At 32.1% G+C, this 246-nt stretch carries 1 pseudogene; it reads right to left on the reverse strand.

The window, feature by feature from the left end:
* A pseudogene (locus CD113_RS12380) lies at positions 1-246 on the reverse strand (tyrosine-type recombinase/integrase); the annotation flags it as partial.

Genomic DNA, 246 nt, shown 5'->3' on the forward strand with positions numbered 1-246 from the left:
TGTAACAAGTAAGAACAATGTGTGTGTCTGATACTGTGTAATGTATATTTGCCAATACGTTTTTCTAAACAATATTTTTGCATAACTTTAGTTACTGCGTTGTGTGTAATTAACGAAACTCCAGTGTTGAACAATTGAGTGGATAAATTTGTTGGCATTTTCGCCAAAGTATTTTGTAATATTTTCATATCAGTTAGTGGAACATCAACTGTTCTGTCAGATGTTTCTGTTTTAGTACCTGGTAGA

This window comes from Staphylococcus simiae, from assembly GCF_002902085.1.
In the GTDB taxonomy this organism is placed as follows: domain Bacteria; phylum Bacillota; class Bacilli; order Staphylococcales; family Staphylococcaceae; genus Staphylococcus; species Staphylococcus simiae.